General features: G+C 72.1%; 15 protein-coding genes and 1 pseudogene. 11 read left to right on the forward strand and 5 right to left on the reverse strand.

Annotation, left to right across the window (positions count from 1 at the left end):
• Window positions 1–29 precede the first annotated feature (29 nt).
• The 5 genes from IO30_RS0118330 (at window position 30) to IO30_RS0118350 (ending at window position 3,824) form a co-directional block, all read left to right on the forward strand.
• Window positions 30–1,454: an APC family permease gene (locus tag IO30_RS0118330; protein WP_031144360.1), complete on the forward strand. Its 1,425-nt coding sequence runs from the start codon at window positions 30–32 to the stop codon at window positions 1,452–1,454.
• Window positions 1,451–1,597 carry a hypothetical protein gene (locus IO30_RS45495; RefSeq protein WP_157853336.1) on the forward strand — a complete coding sequence of 49 codons (147 nt, stop codon included), beginning with the start codon at window positions 1,451–1,453 and terminating at the stop codon, window positions 1,595–1,597. The genes IO30_RS0118330 and IO30_RS45495 overlap by 4 nt, the downstream gene beginning before the upstream one ends.
• 33 nt (window positions 1,598–1,630) lie before the next feature.
• Window positions 1,631–2,851, forward strand: coding sequence for an exodeoxyribonuclease VII large subunit (gene xseA / locus IO30_RS0118340; RefSeq protein WP_031144363.1), 1,221 nt, complete (start codon window positions 1,631–1,633; stop codon window positions 2,849–2,851).
• A gap of 55 nt (window positions 2,852–2,906) precedes the next feature.
• Window positions 2,907–3,134: an exodeoxyribonuclease VII small subunit gene (locus tag IO30_RS0118345; protein WP_031144364.1), complete on the forward strand. Its 228-nt coding sequence runs from the start codon at window positions 2,907–2,909 to the stop codon at window positions 3,132–3,134.
• Window positions 3,135–3,233: 99 nt separating this feature from the next.
• Entirely contained in the window at window positions 3,234–3,824 is a 591-nt protein-coding gene (locus IO30_RS0118350; protein WP_031144365.1) for a malonic semialdehyde reductase, read from the forward strand.
• Window positions 3,825–3,927: 103 nt separating this feature from the next.
• Here IO30_RS0118350 and IO30_RS0118355 read toward each other — a convergent pair whose 3' ends face one another.
• Window positions 3,928–4,446 carry a DUF4245 domain-containing protein gene (locus IO30_RS0118355; protein ID WP_234321513.1) on the reverse strand — a complete coding sequence of 173 codons (519 nt, stop codon included), beginning with the start codon at window positions 4,444–4,446 and terminating at the stop codon, window positions 3,928–3,930.
• A 211-nt stretch (window positions 4,447–4,657) separates the two neighbouring features.
• On the opposite strand from IO30_RS0118355, the gene glpX reads away from it, so the two are divergent.
• A complete protein-coding gene (gene glpX, locus IO30_RS0118360) occupies window positions 4,658–5,689 on the forward strand; it encodes a class II fructose-bisphosphatase (protein ID WP_031144369.1) in 1,032 nt (343 codons plus the stop codon).
• 182 nt (window positions 5,690–5,871) lie between these two features.
• On the opposite strand, the gene IO30_RS0118365 is transcribed toward glpX, so the two are convergent.
• Together IO30_RS0118365 and IO30_RS0118370 are read right to left on the reverse strand one after the other, a co-directional pair.
• Entirely contained in the window at window positions 5,872–6,279 is a 408-nt protein-coding gene (locus IO30_RS0118365; RefSeq protein WP_031144370.1) for a WhiB family transcriptional regulator, read from the reverse strand.
• A 160-nt stretch (window positions 6,280–6,439) separates the two neighbouring features.
• Entirely contained in the window at window positions 6,440–7,093 is a 654-nt protein-coding gene (locus tag IO30_RS0118370) for a DUF1707 SHOCT-like domain-containing protein (RefSeq protein ID WP_031144372.1), read from the reverse strand.
• Window positions 7,094–7,242: 149 nt separating this feature from the next.
• Here IO30_RS0118370 and IO30_RS0118375 point away from each other — a divergent pair, with 149 nt between their 5' ends.
• Together IO30_RS0118375 and IO30_RS0118380 are read left to right on the forward strand one after the other, a co-directional pair.
• On the forward strand, window positions 7,243–8,907 hold the full coding sequence (locus IO30_RS0118375) for a fumarate hydratase (protein ID WP_031144374.1): 1,665 nt from the start codon (window positions 7,243–7,245) through the stop codon (window positions 8,905–8,907).
• Between the two features lie 161 nt (window positions 8,908–9,068).
• Complete coding sequence (locus IO30_RS0118380) at window positions 9,069–9,677, forward strand: hypothetical protein (RefSeq protein ID WP_031144375.1); 609 nt, start codon at window positions 9,069–9,071, stop codon at window positions 9,675–9,677.
• On the opposite strand, the gene IO30_RS0118385 is transcribed toward IO30_RS0118380, so the two are convergent.
• Window positions 9,643–10,038: a hypothetical protein gene (locus IO30_RS0118385; protein WP_031144376.1), complete on the reverse strand. Its 396-nt coding sequence runs from the start codon at window positions 10,036–10,038 to the stop codon at window positions 9,643–9,645. The two genes, IO30_RS0118380 and IO30_RS0118385, sit on opposite strands and share 35 nt — an antisense overlap.
• Window positions 10,039–10,138: 100 nt before the next feature.
• Between IO30_RS0118385 and IO30_RS0118390 the strand changes: the two genes are divergently transcribed.
• A complete protein-coding gene (locus IO30_RS0118390; RefSeq protein WP_031144378.1) occupies window positions 10,139–10,912 on the forward strand; it encodes a glycerophosphodiester phosphodiesterase in 774 nt (257 codons plus the stop codon).
• Between the two features lie 52 nt (window positions 10,913–10,964).
• On the opposite strand, the gene IO30_RS0118395 is transcribed toward IO30_RS0118390, so the two are convergent.
• The gene (locus IO30_RS0118395; RefSeq protein ID WP_031144380.1) at window positions 10,965–12,491 is read right to left on the reverse strand and encodes a ricin-type beta-trefoil lectin domain protein; all 1,527 of its coding nucleotides are present in this window, start codon (window positions 12,489–12,491) and stop codon (window positions 10,965–10,967) included.
• A 108-nt stretch (window positions 12,492–12,599) separates the two neighbouring features.
• Here IO30_RS0118395 and IO30_RS0118400 point away from each other — a divergent pair, with 108 nt between their 5' ends.
• A complete protein-coding gene (locus IO30_RS0118400; protein WP_031144382.1) occupies window positions 12,600–14,003 on the forward strand; it encodes a class II fumarate hydratase in 1,404 nt (467 codons plus the stop codon).
• A 102-nt stretch (window positions 14,004–14,105) separates the two neighbouring features.
• Window positions 14,106–14,777 (forward strand): annotated as a pseudogene (gene fomD / locus IO30_RS0118405) (cytidylyl-2-hydroxypropylphosphonate hydrolase); the annotation flags it as partial.
• Window positions 14,778–14,840: the final 63 nt, after the last annotated feature.

Consider the following 14,840-nt stretch of genomic DNA (forward strand, 5'->3'; position numbering starts at 1 on the left):
GCCTGTCCCACCTATCCCCCGGAGGACGGATGGCGTCCGCTACGGACACCGGCAAGGCGGCGCCCCCCGCGCTACGGCGGAGCCTGGGCTTCCGGGACCTGGTGGTCTACGGGCTGCTCTTCATCGCCCCCATGGCCCCGGTCGGGGTCTTCGGCACCCTGGACGCCGCCTCGCACGGGGCCGTGGCCCTGGTCTACCTCGCCGCGACGGTGGCGATGGCGTTCACGGCCTTCTCCTATGCGCAGATGGTGCGGGTCGCCCCGCAGGCCGGTTCGGTCTTCACCTACGCCCGCAAGGGGCTCGGCGAGGGGCCCGGGCTGATCGCCGGGTGGATGGCGATGCTCGACTACCTGCTGATCCCGGCGGTGGCGTACCTGTTCTCCGGGATCGCCATGAACGCCCTGGTCCCGGAGGTCTCGCGGTGGGTCTGGACGGCCCTGGCGGTGCTGGTGACCACGGCGCTGAACCTGTGGGGCGTACGGGCGGCCGCGCGCGTGGGCTTCGCGGTGCTGGCGATGGAGATCGTGGTCCTGCTGGTGTTCCTGGCGGCCGCGGTCACGGTCCTGGTCCAGGACGGGCCGCGGCGCGGCTGGCTCTCGCCGCTGACCGGGGACGGCTCGCTCGGCTTCTCGGTGGCGGCGGTGCTGGGGGCGGTGTCCGTCGCGGTGCTGTCCTACCTCGGCTTCGACGCGATCGCCTCCTTCGCGGAGGAGGTGACGGGCGGCTCGGAGCGGGTGGCCCGCGCGGTGCTGTTCTGCCTGGCGCTGGCCGGGCTGCTGTTCGTGGCGCAGAGCTACCTGGCGGCGCTGCTGATGCCGGTGTCGGCGGCGGAGCTGGCCGCGGATCCGGCGCAGCAGGGCCCGGCCTTCTACACCGCGGTGGAGTCCTCGGTGGGCACCTGGCTGCACGACCTGGTCGCGGTGAGCAAGGCGGTCGGGGCGGCCTTCGCTGCGCTGGCCGGGCAGGCGGCGGCCGGACGGCTGCTGTTCGCGATGGCCCGGGAGCGGCGGCTGCCGCGCCTGCTGGCCCGGACCTCGGACGGGACCCCTCGGCCCGCCCTGCTGGTGGCGGCCTCGATCACGCTGGTCGCGGCGGTGTGGGCGGCGCGACGCGACGACGGGCTGGGGCACCTGGTCTCTGTGGTGGACGTCGGGGCGCTGGTGGCCTTCACCCTGCTGCACGCGTCGGTGGTGGGCTGGTTCGTGGTCAAGCGGCGCGAGGGCGCCCCGGTCTGGTGGAAGCACCTGGTGGTGCCGGTGCTGGGCGCGATGGTGACCGTCGCGGTGATCGTCGAGGCCTCGTGGGAGGCGCAGCTGGTGGGCGGGGTGTGGCTGGCGGCGGGCCTGGGCGTGCTGCTCGCCCAGCGCGGACGTCGCGGCCCGGGCCCCGGCCCCGGCGCGGGCGCAGGCGCGGACGGACGCCCGCACGACGGCCCGCATGACGCCCCCGCATGACGGCCCCGCGTGACGCCCCCGCGGACGGCCCGGACGACGGCCCGCACGACGGCCCGGACGACGGCCCCGCGGGCGGCCCCGGGAGCCCCTCGCGGGGCCGTCCGGCCGGGCTCCCGGGACCCGACACCACCGCCGGTGCCTGAGACGCTGTCAGCCGGGCCCGTTAGCCTGCGTGCATGGGTCTGAATACGTCGGCCGAGGCGCCGCTGCCGGTAGGCCAGGTGTCCCGGCTCATCGGGGGCTGGATCGAGCGACTCGGCCAGGTGTGGGTGGAGGGGCAGATCACCCAGCTGTCGCGGCGGCCGGGGGCGGGGGTGGTCTTCCTGACGCTGCGGGACCCCTCGCACGACATCTCGGTCAGCGTGACCTGCTTCCGCCAGGTCTACGACGAGGTCGCGGACGCCGTCTCGGAGGGCGCGCGGGTCGTCGTACTGGCCAAACCGGAGTGGTACGCCCCGCGCGGGCAGCTGTCGCTGCGGGCCACGGAGATACGGCCCGTCGGCATCGGTGAGCTGCTGGCCCGGCTGGAGCGGCTCAAGCGGTCCCTGGCCGCCGAGGGGCTGTTCGCGCTGGACCGCAAGAAGCCGCTGCCCTTCCTGCCGCAGCTGGTCGGGCTGGTGGTCGGGCGGGCCTCAGCGGCCGAGCGCGACGTGCTGGAGAACGCCCGGCGGCGCTGGCCGGCGGTCCGCTTCGAGGTCCGCAACGTGGCCGTACAGGGGGTCCACGCGGTGCCCCAGGTGATCCGGGCGGTCCAGGAGCTCGACGCCCTCGACGAGGTCGACGTGATCATCGTGGCGCGCGGCGGCGGCAGCGTGGAGGACCTGCTGCCCTTCTCCGACGAGGAGGTCGTACGGGCGGTCGCGGCGGCCCGTACGCCGGTGGTCTCGGCGATCGGCCACGAGCCGGACTCCCCGCTGCTGGACCTGGTCGCGGACCTGCGGGCCTCGACGCCCACGGACGCGGCGAAGAAGGTCGTCCCGGACGTGGGCGAGGAGCTGGAGCGGGTGCGCCAGCTGCGCGAGCGGGGACTGCGCGCCGTCCGGGGGCTGCTGGACCGGGAGGAGCGGGGCCTCGCGCACGCCCTCGGCCGGCCCGTCTTCGTCCATCCCCAGCGGATGGTGGAGACCCGGGAGGACGAGCTGGACGCCCTGCTGCACCGCAGCCGCCGGACGCTGGGGCACCTGCTGGACCGGGCCGATTCGGAGCTCGGGCACACCCTGGCCCGGGTAGTGGCCCTGTCCCCCGCGGCGACGCTGGAGCGGGGCTACGCGGTGCTCCAGCGGGCGGACGGGCACGTGGTGCGCTCGCCGGAGGAGGTCTCGGCGGGGCAGGTGCTGCACGCCCGGGTGGCAGAGGGCGCCTTCTCGGTGGAGGTCTCCGGGAGCGACACCGAGTGACGACACACGCACGCAATACGTTCGCTGCACTGCAAAATTAAGGTGGGAAACGGGAATGTCTGAACCGGACACGGCGCTGGGGTACGAGCAGGCCAGGGACGAACTCATCGAGGTCGTCCGCAAGCTGGAGGCGGGCGGCACCTCCCTGGAGGACTCGCTGGCGCTCTGGGAGCGCGGCGAGGAGCTGGCGAAGGTGTGCCGGCACTGGCTGGAGGGGGCCAGGGCCCGGCTGGATTCGGCGCTGGCCGCCCGGGACGGCGAGGGGGAGCCCGGCCGGGAGTGAGCCCGGTCACGCACACACCGATTTAGTTGAAATTTCATCTACTTTCGCCGTAGAGTCAGGGACATCGCTTCACCAAAACGTATGGAAGAAGGCTTTCCGATGTCTCTCGTTCTCGACTCCGCCGCGCAGGACCTGCTGTTCCGCGAGGCCCGCACCTCCAACTCGTTCTCCGACGAGCCGGTGACCGAGGAGCAGATTCAGGCGATCTACGACCTGGTGAAGTTCGGCCCCACCGCCTTCAACCAGACCCCGCTGCGCATCACCCTGGTCCGCTCCCCCGAGGCCCGTGAGCGCCTCGTGAAGCACATGGCCAAGGGCAACGACGCCAAGACCGCGACCGCCCCGCTGGTCGCGATCCTCTCGGCGGACAACGAGTTCCACGAGGAGCTCCCGCAGCTGCTGCCGCACTTCCCGCAGGCCAAGGACGCGTTCTTCTCCGAGCGCCCGGTCCGCGAGCAGTCCGCGCTGCTGAACGCCGCACTGCAGGCCGCTTACTTCATCATCGGCATCCGCGCCGCCGGCCTGGCCGCGGGCCCGATGACCGGCGCCGACTTCGCCGGCATCCAGAAGGAGTTCCTGGACGCCGACCACACCCCGCTGATGGTCGTCAACATCGGCAAGCCGGGCGAGAACGCCTGGTTCGACCGTTCGCCGCGCCTGGCCTTCGACGAGGTCGTCACCACCGTCTGAGTCCGTACGCACGAAGGCCGCGCACCCCGGGATCCGGGATGCGCGGCCTTTCTGCATGGACGGGACCGCCCGCGGGCCACCTGCCCGCGGTCCGCCCGCCCGGCTACACGCCCTGCTTGAACTCCAGCGCGCCCGCCAGCACGGCGAGCTGCTCGAACGAGGCCGTCCCCGTGACGATCGTGACGTGCCCCGGCTCCTGGCGCACGAGGGCGTCGTACTTCTCGCCCTCCCAGCGCTCCCAGGCCAGCTCGCCGACCTGCTGCGACTGGCCGGTGGCCGCCGCCTTACGGGTGAGCTTGGTGATGTTCTTGGCCGAGGTGTCGCTGGACTGCTCCACCGCCGCGTACTGCGTCTGCGGGTCCAGGAAGCCGAGGTGCCAGGCGTCGTCGTTCCGGCGGTCGTAGGAGACCGACGTCGCCCGCCATTCGGCCGCGAGACCCACGGGCGCGGCGACGGGATACGGCGCCGCGCGGCGGGCGGTGGTCGTCTCCACCCGGTAGTCGACCGTCTGCGTCGGGTCGGCCTTCTCGTCGTGCGGGACGAACAAATAGATCCCCGCGACGACGATGCCGATCACCGCCAGCGAGCGGATCATGTCCTGAACCGTCTGCTTGCCCCTCATATTCGCCACGGCACCATCGTCCCGCATCGCCCGCAGTGATCACCGCCGGGGTCCCCACGGCGCGCGGGCCCGGGGCAAGACGTCCGCTCAGGCCAATCCACTGACCGATATTCCGCTCATACGTGACCCGCTCTGCTCAATATGTCGACGTACCGATAGAGTTCCAGCACCCTCACATCCCGGCCGTCGTCGTACAGAAAGGTGCGCTCCGATGACCGAGCACAACCTGCCGCCCCAGCTCGAAGTCTCTCCCGAAGCTCCCGACCGCAACCTCGCCCTGGAACTCGTCCGGGTGACCGAGGCCGCCGCCATGGCCGCGGGCCGGTGGGTCGGGCGCGGCGACAAGCTCGGCGCCGACGGCGCCGCGGTCAACGCGATGCGGACCCTGATCTCCACCGTCTCGATGAACGGCGTCGTCGTCATCGGCGAAGGGGAGAAGGACGAAGCCCCCATGCTCTTCAACGGCGAGCGGGTCGGTGACGGCACCGGCGCCGAGGTCGACATCGCCGTCGACCCGATCGACGGCACCACCCTGAACGCCAAGGGCATGCCGAACGCCATCGCCGTCCTGGCCGCCGCCGACCGCGGCACCATGTTCGACCCGTCCGCGGTCTTCTACATGGAGAAGCTGGTCACCGGCCCCGAGGCCGCCGACTTCGTCGACATCAACGCCCCCGCCTCGGTGAACATCCGCCGGGTCGCCAAGGCCAAGAACATGGCCGTCGAAGACGTCACCGTGGTCATCCTCGACCGCCCCCGTCACGAGGGCATCGTCAAGGAGATCCGCGAGACCGGCGCACGGATCAAGTTCATCTCGGACGGCGACGTCGCGGGCTCGGTCATGGCGGTGCGCGAGGGCACCGGCGTGGACCTGCTCCTCGGCATCGGCGGCACCCCCGAGGGCATCATCTCGGCCTGCGCCATCAAGTGCCTCGGCGGCACCATCCAGGGCAAGCTGTGGCCCAAGGACGAGGCCGAGCGCCAGAAGGCCATCGACGCGGGCCACGACCTGGACCGCGTCCTGCACACGAACGACCTGGTGTCCGGCGAGAACGTCTTCTTCGTCGCCACCGGCATCACGGACGGCGAGCTGCTGCGCGGCGTCCACTACCGCTCCGAGACCGCGACCACGTCCTCGCTGGTCATGCGCTCGAAGTCGGGCACGATCCGGCAGATCGACTCGACCCACCGCCTGTCGAAGCTGCGCGCGTACAGCGCGATCGACTTCGACCGCGCGCAGTAGGAGCGGCTCGCGCCGAGGCGGCGACGTACGCGAGAGGGGCGGCCCCGTGCGGGGGACCGTCCCTCTCGCGCGTGCGCACCTTCACTGCTCGGGTCCTACGGGGCCGGCAGCCGCGGCCGAAGGGGACGCGGCTCGGCGGGCGGCCGAGAGGGGCTCGGCGTGCTGCCGTCAGGGGACGCGGCTCAGCCCGCGGCGGCGATCGGCCCGGTCCCCGGGGCCTGGCGCAGCTCCGCCGCCCTGCGCCGCATCCGTGCCAGCACCACGCGGCGCTCGGCGGCCGTCAGCCCGCCCCAGACCCCGTACGGCTCCGGCTGGAGCAGCGCGTGCTCCCGGCAGGCGACCATCACGGGGCAGCGGGCGCAGACGCGCTTGGCGGCCTCCTCGCGGGAGAGCCGGGCCGCGGTCGGTTCCTTGGAGGGGGCGAAGAAGAGTCCCGCCTCGTCGCGGCGGCACACCGCCTCCGCATGCCATGGGCCGTCCTCCGCCCTGGCCGGCACCCGCGGCTTCGGCACGGCGGAAGGACGCCCCCCGAGACCCTGAACGCCCTTCACGGCGGCGACCTGCAGGGACTGATGCGGCGGATGCGGCACGGTCTACTCCTGACGACGGATACGCGAGCGAGAGACGATGCACCTGTCCCTACCCGCTGCGCGAGCCGCTATGCACCGTGTGCCACCGCGCGCCGGAGGTTCGTCCGAAACGCGATGCTGCCGTAGGCCCTCACCGGACGCCCGCCGCTCGCGGCCCGCGTCAGCCCTGGAGACGCCCCCGCATCTTCAGCGCCAGGTCGACCAGGCGGGCGCCGGCCTTGGGCCGCGCCTCGATGTTGCCCAGCAGGGAGAAGCCGCGGACGATCACCACCGGCGCCTGCGGGTCGGTGTGCGCACGGCTCTCGCCGCGGACCTCGAAATTGCCGAGGACGCCGCTGCCGTAGCCGCGCAGGGTGACGTTCTCCGGGACCAGGACCTCGACGTTCCCGAGCACGGAGACCACGTTGATCTCGGTGACCTGCTGGGCGAAGACCGCCTCGGTCAGGTCGATGCTGATGTCGCCCATGACGGAGACGGCGCGGGTGTGGGCACCCGGCCGCCAGCGGCCCTTGCGCGCGGAGCTGCTGCACACGGCCACGACGGTCTCGGTGTAGTCGGCCGGCCCGGATGCGGCCTCCGGGTACGCGGCCGGGGTGTGGCCCGTGCCCGGCGCGGGCAGGTCCCGTACCAGCACCTCCAGCTCACCGACCGTCTTGAGGGCGTACAGCGAGTCCAGGCGCTCGGAGTGCTCCTCCGGGTCCAGGCGGCCCTCGGCCAGGGCGTCGGCGAGGATCTGCGCGATCCGGTCCCGGTCGGCGTCGGAGGCGCGCAGCTCGGCGGGGGCAGGGGCGGCGGGGTGCTTTTCCAAGTCCACGCGACCAGCATAGCGAGACACGATAGATCGCGATACTGCCGAGTGAGCCTTACCTCACAGACACGGGCACGCCGGGAGGTTCTACGCTGGTGGACTGCGCTGCCAATTGGTCGTCAGTGCTGTCTGCCGAGTGAGGAATGACTGCCGTCATGCCAGAGTTTGCGTACACCGACCTGCTGCCCCTGGGCGAGGACGCCACCCCGTACCGGCTGGTGACCGCCGAGGGCGTGTCCACCTTCGAGGCGGACGGCCGTACGTTCCTCAAGGTCGAGCCCGAGGCGCTGCGCAAGCTCGCCGAAGAGGCGATCCACGACATCCAGCACTTCCTGCGCCCCGCGCACCTCGCGCAGCTGCGCCGCATCATCGACGACCCCGAAGCGTCCTCGAACGACAAGTTCGTCGCGCTCGACCTCCTGAAGAACGCGAACATCGCGGCGGCGGGCGTCCTGCCGATGTGCCAGGACACGGGCACGGCGATCGTGATGGGCAAGCGCGGCCAGAACGTGCTCACGGAGGGCGGCGACGAGGCGGCCCTCTCGCGCGGCATCTACGACGCCTACACGCGCCTGAACCTGCGCTACTCGCAGATGGCCCCCCTCACCATGTGGGAGGAGAAGAACACCGGCTCGAACCTGCCCGCGCAGATCGAGCTGTACGCGACCGACGGCGGCGCGTACAAGTTCCTCTTCATGGCCAAGGGCGGCGGCAGCGCCAACAAGTCCTTCCTCTACCAGGAGACCAAGGCGGTCCTCAACGAGGCCTCCATGATGAAGTTCCTGGAGGAGAAGATCCGCTCGCTCGGTACGGCGGCCTGCCCGCCCTACCACCTGGCGATCGTCGTCGGCGGCACCTCCGCCGAGCACGCCCTGAAGACCGCGAAGTACGCCTCCGCGCACTACCTGGACGAGCTGCCCCGCGAGGGCTCGGCGCTGGGCCACGGCTTCCGCGACGAGGCCCTGGAGCAGCAGGTCTTCGAGCTCACCCAGAAGATCGGCATCGGCGCGCAGTTCGGCGGCAAGTACTTCTGCCACGACGTCCGCGTGGTGCGCCTGCCCCGCCACGGCGCGTCCCTGCCCGTCGCGATCGCCGTGTCCTGCTCGGCCGACCGCCAGGCCACCGCGAAGATCACCGCGGAGGGCGTGTTCCTGGAGCAGCTGGAGCGGGACCCGGCGCGCTTCCTGCCGGACACCACCGACGAGCACCTGGCCGAGTCGGCGGACGTGGTCTCCATCGACCTGAACCAGCCGATGGACGACATCCTGGCGACCCTGACCAAGCACCCGGTCAAGACCCGGCTCTCGCTGACCGGCCCGCTGGTCGTGGCGCGCGACATCGCGCACGCCAAGATCAAGGAGCTGCTGGACTCGGGCGCGCCGATGCCGCAGTACCTGAAGGACCACCCGGTCTACTACGCCGGTCCCGCGAAGACCCCCGAGGGCTACGCCTCCGGCTCCTTCGGCCCGACCACGGCCGGCCGCATGGACTCCTACGTGGAGCAGTTCCAGGCGGCGGGCGGCTCCAAGGTCATGCTGGCCAAGGGCAACCGCTCCCAGCAGGTGACGGACGCCTGCGGCACGCACGGCGGCTTCTACCTCGGCTCGATCGGCGGCCCGGCGGCGCGCCTCGCCCAGGACTGCATCAAGAAGGTCGAGGTCCTGGAGTACGAGGAGCTCGGCATGGAGGCGGTCTGGAAGATCGAGGTCGAGGACTTCCCGGCCTTCATCGTCGTGGACGACAAGGGCAACGACTTCTTCCAGAACCCGGCCCCGGAGCCGACGTTCACGCACATCCCGGTCCGCGGTCCGGGCCTGTAGCCCTGGCCCTGGCCCGGTCCGCACGCGCTGCGACGAGGGGTCCTCTGCCGATCGGCGGAGGGCCCCTCGGCCGTTTCCGCCGATCGGCAGATGGATCAGCGGCAGGCTCCCGGCGAGGCTGTTCACGTAGCCAAACGGCCCACTGACAGCGGGAGTTCACCATGAGGAACCGTACGCGCGCCCTGGCCTTCGCCGGATCCGCCGCCCTGCTCGCCACCTTGATCGGGGCCGCCCCGGCCCCGGCGGCGCCGGCCGCGCCGAAGGTCGCCTCCGTGCACGGGGGAGCCTCGGTGTTCTACGCCTACTCGCCCGGCGACGACATCCGCTTCACCGTCGACGCCGAGGCGGTTCCGTGGAGCAAGCCGTTCCCGGATCCGCAGGGGAAGCAGGGCATGCCGACCGACGCCCGCGGCAAGGTGACGGTGTACCACCACTCCCCCGAGCACGGTGTCACCGGCACCTCGGAGGCCGAGGTGGACTGCCTGGTCACGGGCGGCAGGAGCGCGACGGTCACCGCCGTGGTCACCAAGTCGGACATCGGCATCGTGGGCAAGCGGATCGGGATCAGCGTCCAGGACGGCGAGCGGGGGGCGCCGGACCGTCTGGGGTTCTCGTGGGGCGTCGCCAACATCGACCCGCCGAACCAGGAGCCGAACGGCGACGTCGCCAAGCCGTCGGCGGGCACCTGCATGGCCCCGGCCCCCTTCACGACGGTGACCGAGGGCGGTTTCAAGGTCACCCCTGCCCCGCTGCCTCCGCTCCCGCACTGAGCAGCTCCGTCAGGTACCGGGCCTCGACGGGGGTGGCCCGGTACCCGTCGCGGACGGCGGCCAGGAGCTCCGGCATGGTCAGGCCGAGCGCGTCGCGGAAGACCTTCAGGCCCGCGCCGCCGGCGCCGCCCACGCGGAGCAGGACCGTCCCCTCGGCCGCCACCACGGCCGCGCGGACGTGCTCGGGGGCCCGCCCCCAGCCCTCCTCGCGGTTGCACGCCTGCGGGCTCCCGAAGCCGCAGGTGTCGCACTCCCACTCGGCCATCCACTGCAGCCGTCCCCCTTCGGTCAGCTGCCAGGCGTGGAAGACGCAGCGGGGACACGGCGCGCAGTGGGTGGTGACCATCATCGGCTCGGGCATGTCGTCAGCCTGCCCTGACGGGGCGGGTGCCTGCACCGGGTTAACGTCGGGGACACGACCCCGCACCTGTGTGTTCACCCCGGTTTGCAAGGATTTCCGTATGGCGCCGACGACCTCCTCCCTCCGTACCGCCCGCGCGACGCGCGTGGTCGCGCACCGCGGGGCCTCCCACCAGCACCCCGAGCACACCCTGGCCGCCTACCGGCAGGCCATCGCCGAGGGGGCCGACGCGCTGGAGTGCGACGTACGGCTCACCGCCGACCACAAGCTGGTGTGCGTGCACGACCGGCGGGTGGAGCGGACCTCGGACGGGCGGGGCGCGGTCTCCGCGATGACCTACGAGGAGCTCGCCGCCCTCGACTTCGGCGGCTGGAAGGGCGAGGAGCACCGCGGGGCCGGGGTGCTGCTCTTCGAGGACCTGCTCCGGGAGGCGCTGGCCGCGCCGCGGCCGGTCGGGCTGGCCGTGGAGACCAAGCACCCGACGCGCGCGGGCGGCCGGCTGGAGGCCGAGCTGGTGCGGATGCTCCGGGAGTACGGGCTGGCCGACGGCTCCGCCGGGCGCGTCGAGGTGATGAGCTTCTCGCGGGCCGCGCTGACCCGGATGCACCGGCTCGCGCCGGGTCTGCCGACGGTGTTCCTGATCGAGCGCACGCTCAGGCCGCTGCGGCCCCCGTACGCGACGCACGCGGGCCCGGGGATCGAGCTCGTGCGGCGGGACCCGGGGCTGGTGGCCCGGCTGCGGGCCAAGGGGCTCCGGGTGCGGGTGTGGACCGTGGACGAGCCCGAGGACGTGGAGCTGTGCGTACGGCTGGGGGTGGACACGCTCATCACCAACCGGCCGGGGTACGTGCGCGAGCTGCTCGACGGCATGTGAACACCCGGCCGGGATGCGCCGGCCGGGTGTGGGGGGGTGCGGGCGGGAAGGGTTATGCGAAGCGCTGGTTCGCCGAGCCGTTGCAGGTCTGCAGGCGCAGGGGCTGGTGGGCTGCGGCGACCGTCAGGCACATGCCCGGGGAGGCCGCGGGGCGCAGAGTGGCTCCGTCGCGCAGGAACTGCTGGTTCGCGCCGCCGTGGCAGTTCCAGATGACCAGGGCGGTGCCGCCCGCGTAGTTCGCGCCGGGGGCGTCGAGGCAGCGGTCTTGGGTCAGTTCGACGTGCACGGACTTGCGGGCGGCGTCGTACCACCAGCCCTGGTTGCGGCCGCCGTGGCAGTCCCAGCCCAGGACGGCCGTGCCGTTGGCGCTGGAGCCGCCGTTCGTGTCCAGGCAGTTGCCGGTGGCCTCGTTCTTCAGGGGCTCGTACAGGTCGTCCCAGGCCCCGGGCTGGAGGACGGGGGTGCCGGTGCTGGCGGGGTCGGCGCAGGAGGCCTCGCGCAGGCCGGAGGTGTACAGCTGGGTCAGGCAGGACGCGAAGGCGCCGTGGCCGCGGTAGTTGGGGTGGAAGGACTGCCGGGCGGTGTTCTCGTCCCAGGGGAAGTGGTCCCCGAGGTCCAGGTAGAGGCCGCGGGCCCAGGTGTCCTCCATGCACACCTCGTGGCCGTGGAAGAGCCGCGAGTTGTCCAGGTAAAGGGCGCCGGAGTTGCGGGCGGCCTCGCGCATGCCCTTCTCGAAGGTGGGCACCGCGTAGTTGCGGCCCCAGGTGGCGTCGGAGTCGTAGCCCGCGCAGCCGCCGGGCAGCTTGCCGGGGAAGTTCGGGTTGTCGCCGAAGTCGGGGCCGATGGGGCTGGGGTAGCCCATCACGACCAGCTTGTAGTCGGTGTCGGCGTAGCCCGCGCCCCGCATGACCGTCTTGAGGTCGGCGACGGTGGACTCCACCTTGGGCCTCAGGCCGTCGACCCGCGCCTGCCAGCCGGGGCCGTACTTGGGTTCGCAGGTGCCCTGGCTGAGCACCCAGCGGGTGACGCAGTCGGTCATGACGGGGCCGAACTGGAGGTCGTCGTTGGCTCCGGCGACCAGCAGCACCATCTTGATCTTCGTGTTGCGGGCCTTGACGGCCAGGCTGTCGCTCTGCACCAGCTCGTCGGCGTACTGCTTGCTGCCGCCGATCCTGATGTTTCCGGTGTAGCCGCCGGAGCAGGCGACGTTGAAGGTGAGGTCGGCCGGGATGCCGGTGCGGTGGATCGCCGCGTCGGGCGAGCGGTGGCACTGGTTGGCGGGCGTGTTGGTGGCGGGGTCGTAGTTGCCCACGCCCTCGCCCGAAATCTCGCTGTCGCCCAGCGAGATCAGGCCTGTCTTGCGCTCGCCCATCGGGCGGACGGCCGGGTCTCCGTAGAGCTTGACGGCCTCGGCCGCGCGGAGCGCCTCCAGCTCGGGCGGGAGCGGTGTGACGGCCGCTGCGGGGGTCGCCGCCTGGGCCATGGGGGTGACGGCGGTGACGCCCCCGAGGGCGGCCGCGAACGCCGCGACCGCGGCGAAGGTACATCTGAGCCTGGGTTTCGTCTGTGCACGTGCCATGAACGCCTCCCCGAATGCTGGTGTTACCCACGGTATTTACTGGCCGGTAAGGGAGATGGGAACACTTCGAACAAGACAATTGCTCAACTTTCTGAGGAGGCCACGAACATGACAGAAGATCAGCAGGCCGATGCGTTCCGGACCGAGCACGACTCCATGGGCGACGTACGGGTTCCCGCGCACGCCAAATGGCGGGCCCAGACCCAGCGCGCGGTGGAGAACTTCCCCGTCTCGGGGCAGCGCCTGGAACGCGCGCACATCCAGGCCCTCGCCCGCATCAAGGCCGCGGCCGCCGCGGTGAACGCGCGGCTCGGCGTGGTGGAGCAGGACGTCGCCGACGCGATCGCATCCGCCGCCGCCGAGGTCGCGGACGGCCGCTGGGACGAGCACTTCCCGGTGGACGTCTTCCAGACCGGGTCCGGGACCTCGTCCAACATGAACGCCAACGAGGTGATCGCCACCCTGGCCACCGAGCGCCTGGGCCGCGACGTCCACCCCAACGACCACGTCAACGCCTCGCAGAGCTCCAACGACGTCTTCCCCTCCTCCATCCACATCGCGGCCACCGCCGCCGTCAGCGGCGAGCTGATCCCGGCCCTGGAGCACCTCGCGGCGGCCCTGGAACGCAAGTCGGCCGAGTTCGCCGAGGTGGTCAAGGCCGGCCGGACCCACCTGATGGACGCCACCCCGGTCACCCTGGGCCAGGAGTTCGGCGGGTACGCGGCGCAGGTCCGCTACGGCGTCGAGCGGCTGCGCGCGTCCCTGCCCCGCCTCGCCGAGCTCCCGCTCGGCGGCACCGCGGTCGGCACCGGGATCAACACCCCGCCCGGATTCTCCGCCGCCGTGATCGCGGAGGTGGCCGCCGCCACCGGGCTGCCGCTGACCGAGGCCCGGGACCACTTCGAGGCCCAGGGGGCGCGGGACGCACTGGTGGAGACCTCGGGGATGCTCCGTACGGTCGCCGTCTCGCTCACCAAGGTCTGCAACGACCTCCGGTGGATGGCCTCCGGGCCGCGCACCGGATTGGCCGAAATCAATCTCCCGGATCTCCAGCCGGGCTCCTCGATCATGCCCGGGAAGGTCAATCCGGTCGTCCCGGAGGCCGTCCTGATGGTCGCCGCCCAGGTGACCGGGAACGACACGACGGTCGCGGTGGCGGGCGCGTCGGGCAACTTCGAACTCAACGTGATGCTCCCCGTGATGGCCAGGAACCTGCTGGAATCGATCCGGCTGCTCGGCAACGCGAGCCGCCTGCTGGCCGACCGCACGGTCGACGGGATCACCGCCAATGTCGCGCGGGCCAGGGAGTACGCGGAGTCCTCGCCCTCCGTGGTGACCCCGCTGAACCGCTGGATCGGCTACGAGGAGGCCGCCAAGGTCGCCAAGAAGGCCCTCGCCGAGCGCAGGACGATCAGGGAGGTCGTGCTGGAGTCCGGCTACGTGGACCGCGGGGACCTGACCCTGGAGCAGCTGGACGAGGCCCTGGACGTCCTGCGGATGACCCGCCCCTGACACCCCCTCGGACGGGGGCCGGATCCGGTCGAATACCGTCCCCGACCCCCTCCGTGACCTGCACCGCAGCGGGCGCGGGGGCCCCAGCCCTAATATCTCTGCATGACAGGTACTTTCCGGCCCGGGGGCGGCGCGGCGCAGGACGGCGCGCGGGACGTGCGCTGGACGCGCGGGGAGCAGATCCTCTGGCGCTACCGCGACCACGCCCCGGGGCTGAAGGGCCAGGTCCACATCTGCCGCCCGGTGACCGTGGTGCAGGACACCGACGAACTGCTCGCCGTGTGGATGGCCCCCGGCACCGAATGCGTCAAGCCGGTCCTCGCCGACGGCACCTCCGTCCACGAGGAGCCCCTCGCGACCCGCTACACGGCGCCGCGCACCACCACGCGTTCGCGCTGGTTCGGGGCGGGCGTGCTCAAGCTGGCCCGCCCCGGGGAGCCGTGGTCGGTGTGGCTCTTCTGGGACAAGGGCTGGCGGTTCAAGAACTGGTACGTGAACCTGGAGCAGCCCCTGGCGCGCTGGGCGGGCGGGGTGGATTCCGAGGACCACTTCCTGGACATCGCCGTCTACCCGGACCGCAGCTGGAAGTGGCTGGACGAGGACGAGTTCGCCCAGGCCCAGCGCTGCGGCCTGATGGGCCGGGAGCAGGCGCGGCGGGTCCGCGAGGCCGGGCACGCGGCCACCGGGGTGATCTCCCGCTGGGGAGCCCCGTTCTCGGGAGGCTGGCAGGACTGGCGGCCGGATCCGGCCTGGGGAATTCCCGCCCTGCCGGAGGCCCGGGGTTCAAACGTAGGATCGTCCTCCGGAAGACCGCGCGCGGACAGCGGTGCGCTCGGG

It is taken from the genome of Streptomyces xanthophaeus (assembly GCF_000725805.1).
GTDB classification, from domain to species: domain Bacteria; phylum Actinomycetota; class Actinomycetes; order Streptomycetales; family Streptomycetaceae; genus Streptomyces; species Streptomyces xanthophaeus.